Here is a 265-nt window from a genome sequence, read left to right on the forward strand (position 1 = left end):
AATATTCTGATAAAGCATTTTCTTGCTTTTGGTCGTCCTCTTGCTCAAAGTTCCCAAATTCGAGTAAGAGGTATTTTTGTTTTTGGTCATCGCCTCTCATGAGTAGCTCTGGGTTTAGCATTAATGCTCCAGTTCTTCTTTTAATGATATTTCCTTCTTCTAAGATTTTAAGGGTTGTATTTACGGTTTTCGTGCTTGTATTTGTTCCTTCTGCTATTTCTCTAACAGTTGCTATCATTGTGTTATTACTTAGATGTACATTATC

1 protein-coding gene is annotated in these 265 nt (G+C 34.7%); it reads right to left on the reverse strand.

Translation table 11 applies throughout. The annotated features are described in order from the left end of the window. The coding region (locus FS736_RS23770) for a replication/maintenance protein RepL (protein ID WP_472595148.1) at window positions 1–238 on the reverse strand (238 nt) is incomplete at its 3' end. Window positions 239–265 lie beyond the last annotated feature (27 nt).

This window comes from Cytobacillus oceanisediminis 2691 (assembly GCF_007678455.1).
GTDB classification, from domain to species: Bacteria; Bacillota; Bacilli; order Bacillales; family Cytobacillaceae; genus Mesobacillus; species Mesobacillus oceanisediminis_A.